The following is a 3,414-nucleotide window of genomic DNA, read 5'->3' as shown; positions in this document are numbered from 1 at the left end:
CGAGATGTTCGCCCATGGCGACGCGCACCGGGTCGTTCGACGGCGGCAGCTCGGCCAGTGCATCTGGTCCGAGCCCCGCAGCATTCCTGGCACGGTCGGTCGAACCCTTCGCACGATCGGCCACGGCGACCGTCGTCGACGCAACCGGTACGACATAGCGACCGATCGCCACGCCACCCACCAGCACGGCGGCGATCGCAGCCGCGCGCGTCCAGGGAAACACGCGCCTTGAAGGCGCTCCAACGGCGCGTCGCTCGCGATTGATCCGCGCCCACATTATCTCGCGCGGCACGACGACATCGGCGTCGAGGTCATCGGCGGCTTCGCGTGCCAGTTCGAGCATCCACGGCTCGAGTGGCGCGTCCTGCTCGTCACCGTGCGGCGTACGGTGTTGTTCTGATCGATCGGTCATGCCAACTCCTTGCCAAGCGGCCGGGGAGCGAAGGCGGCCAACGCCACCCGGAGCTTTTCTCTGGCACGGAAGAGCTGTGACTTGCTGGTGCCGGTTGCGACCCCGAGCGCCTCACCGATCTCTTCGTGCGTGAACCCTTCCACGTCGTGCATCACGAACACGGCGCGTGTGCCGGCGGGAAGCGCCTCGATCGCGGCCTTCAGGCGAACCTTGAGATCCGGTTCGCTCTCCACCGACGCATGCACCACGGTCGTCGCCTCCTCGAGGGGCGCCGCGAAGGCATCGCGGCGTTTCTGGGTGCGCAAACCGTTCAACGTGATCGAGACGGCGATCGTGTGCAGCCAGCTCGACAAGGCGGAGTCGCCGCGGAACTGTTCGATCCGGCTAAAGGCCCGGATGAAGGTGTCCTGCGTCCATTCCTGGGCCAGCTCGGGGCGTCCGCTCATTCGGAGAATGAGTCGGTACACGCGGTCCACGTGGCGGTCGTAGAAATCCCGCTCCGCCGTGTGGTCCCCCGTTCTGAGCCGATCAAGCAGCTCCATGTCAGTCATGGTCACTGCTGCCGCTCACGGTCGTCGTCTCGAAGCGCATGCATGTGCGCTTCAATGACAGGGGGTGGGTGAAAAGGGTTGCATGGAGAAGAGACTGCCAACGCCCTAGGAAACAGGAAGGAGGGTATCAGGAGGCAGGGGGCAGGAACCACGCGCGGTTCACCTGCTTCCTCGATCCTGATACCCTCCCTCCTGCTTCCTTGGGTGTTGGCAGTTCCCGCCGTTACCGCTCGTACCGCGGCACCGCGACCTGCTCCCCATGCACCTTCGGCACCGGGATCGGCTCGGCCGCCCCCGCGCCCAGGTTCTTCGCCTTGTCGGACATCACGCGGGTCAGGAATCGCTGGCCTTCGCCGATCCGCTCCACCTCGATGGCGATCGACTCCACGGCCTGCCCCATCGCGTCGAGGCGATCGGTGAGGTCCGTGGGAATGGGGGCGACGGCCGCGGAACCACGCCGCCATATGCGACGCGCATAGGCGACGGCGATCGGCGCCAGCACGAAGATCGTGAAGACGATGGGCACTGCGAGAATCTCGCCCGGCGGTCCATTCCGTTCTTCACGGGGTTCCTCGGTGGCGCCGGGCAGCGCGGCCGCCTGTGCCACGGCGGCGTCGGCTTTCGCGATCTGCTGCTCCACCGAGCTGATGCGCCCATCGATCTCCTTGATGCGCGCTTCGACGCCGGCCCGATCGGCAGGCGACAGATTCGGCTCGTTCTGCAGCTCATTCCGAAGCTCCTGACGCTGGTCCTGAAGACGTTCCTGCTGATTGCGCAGCTCACGTCGCTGGGCGAGCGCCCCCTGGTAGACCTCGGTCGGCGCGCCCGTGATCTGGCCGGTCGCCGTCTGCACCACAAACGGCACCGGCGGGGGAGCGGGGGCGACGGGAATTTCCTGCATGGGGACGAGGGGAACTTCCTGCATGAGGTCGACGATTGGGGGGCGTACGGCACGTTCCACAGGGGATCAGACTCCCCAGCCGTTGTACGCTGCGTTCGGGTTCCGGTTTCAGCAACCACGAACCTTGCCTCGCATCGTGCCGCGCGTAAGGTCAGGAGATGAGACGTCACGCGCTGCTTCCCCCGCTCGTCGCCGTGGGCGTTGCCCTCGGCTTCGCCGCCTGCCGCCCGAACGCGACGGCCGTCACACCAGCCACGGCCGCGACCACCGAACCGTTTCGCGTGCTGCCGGTCGCGCAGTCGGCCACGCTCCCCGACCGCCTCGCCGACAGCACCTGGTGGCGCATGGTGCGCGACATGTCCGAACCGGGCGGCTATTTCCGCTCGGAGAACTTCGTGTCGAACGAGATGGGGCTGCAGCATGTGATCGCCCGCCTGCGTGTCACGAGCCCACCGGGCGGGGTGTACGTGGGGGTCGGCCCCGAGCAGAACTTCACGTACATCGCCGCGCTGCAACCGCGGGTGGCGTTCATCGTGGACATCCGCCGACAAAATCTGCTGCAGCATTTGTGGTACAAGGCGGTGTTCGAACTGTCGCCCACCCGTTCGGCCTTCTTGGCGCGTCTGTTCGCGCGGCCGATTTCGGGCGCGGCGTTGTCCGATGAGGCCGCCAGCGCCGACACCCTCATCGCGCGCCTCGACCGTCGCGCCGCCGACTCGGCGTACTTCCGGCGCACCTTCGCCGAGGTGCGCGATCACCTCGTGCGCACACACGGCTTCGCACTCGACTCGAGCGATCTGGCGACGCTGCGCTACGTGGACAGCGTGTTCTTCAGCACCGGCCCGTCGTTGAACTACTCCAGCGGCAGCACCGGCGGCTTCGGCGGCGGTCGCGGGTTCCGTGGCATGCCGACCTTCACCATGATCGCCACCGCGACCGACACCGCCGGCGTGAATCTGGGCTTTCTCGGCTCCGACGCGTCGTATCAGATCGTGCGGGACATGCAGCGCCGGAACCTGATCGTGCCTCTGGTCGGCAACTTCGCCGGCCCGCGCGCGCTGGCGAACGTGGGCCGCTGGCTGCGCGCACGGGACGCGCGGGTGAACACGTTCTACACCAGCAACGTGGAGCAGTACCTGTTTCTGCAGGGCGACGAATGGAGCCGGTTCTACGCCAATGTGGCCGGGATGCCGCTGGATCCGGAGGCCTCGTTCATCCGGTCGGTGACGAACAACCGCTTCGGGGGCCAGCCGTCGGGTTTCCTGATGGGGCAGCTCACCAGCCCGATCGTTTCGCTGGTACGGGATGCCGCCAACGGCATCCTCTTCGGGTACGGCGACGTGATCGGGCGGTCGAAGTAGCGGCCTTTTTCGATATCTCGCTATCATTAAGCAAGAAAGGAGGGCGAAACGGGCGGGACCGCTTGACCTCGCCCTCCGAAACGGTGATTCATTCAGGCTCGCCGAAACAGGCGACCGCATCGCGTGGGTGAGCCTTCTGGGCGTGCCCCGTCGATCGGACCCCCATTTAGAAACGCGCTCCCGCCGGAA

4 protein-coding genes are annotated in these 3,414 nt (G+C 66.6%); 1 reads left to right on the top strand and 3 read right to left on the bottom strand.

Features of this window, described 5'->3' with window-relative positions:
* The 3 genes from ACIRA7_RS15965 to ACIRA7_RS15955 all read right to left on the bottom strand — a co-directional run.
* The coding region (locus tag ACIRA7_RS15965; RefSeq protein ID WP_396221827.1) for a hypothetical protein at positions 1–412 on the bottom strand (412 nt) is incomplete at its 3' end.
* On the bottom strand, positions 409–963 hold the full coding sequence (locus ACIRA7_RS15960; protein ID WP_396221826.1) for an RNA polymerase sigma factor: 555 nt from the start codon (positions 961–963) through the stop codon (positions 409–411). The genes ACIRA7_RS15960 and ACIRA7_RS15965, both read right to left, overlap by 4 nt.
* Before the next feature lie 223 nt (positions 964–1,186).
* The gene (locus ACIRA7_RS15955; RefSeq protein ID WP_396221825.1) at positions 1,187–1,888 is read right to left on the bottom strand and encodes a hypothetical protein; all 702 of its coding nucleotides are present in this window, start codon (positions 1,886–1,888) and stop codon (positions 1,187–1,189) included.
* 134 nt (positions 1,889–2,022) lie between these two features.
* Between ACIRA7_RS15955 and ACIRA7_RS15950 the strand changes: the two genes are divergently transcribed.
* Positions 2,023–3,225, top strand: coding sequence for a hypothetical protein (locus tag ACIRA7_RS15950; RefSeq protein ID WP_396221824.1), 1,203 nt, complete (start codon positions 2,023–2,025; stop codon positions 3,223–3,225).
* The last annotated feature ends 189 nt before the right edge of the window (positions 3,226–3,414 follow it).

It is taken from the genome of Gemmatimonas sp., from assembly GCF_044376735.1.
In the GTDB taxonomy this organism is placed as follows: domain Bacteria; phylum Gemmatimonadota; class Gemmatimonadetes; order Gemmatimonadales; family Gemmatimonadaceae; genus Gemmatimonas.
This window is presented reverse-complemented; position numbering and strand designations above follow the sequence as displayed.

Excerpts from the sequence above, each read along its gene's own strand:
- ACIRA7_RS15960 (WP_396221826.1), bottom strand. The coding sequence starts at position 963 with ATGACTGACATGGAGCTGCTTGATCGGCTCAGAACGGGGGACCACACG.
- ACIRA7_RS15955 (WP_396221825.1), bottom strand. The coding sequence starts at position 1,888 with ATGCAGGAAGTTCCCCTCGTCCCCATGCAGGAAATTCCCGTCGCCCCC.
- ACIRA7_RS15950 (WP_396221824.1), top strand. The coding sequence starts at position 2,023 with ATGAGACGTCACGCGCTGCTTCCCCCGCTCGTCGCCGTGGGCGTTGCC.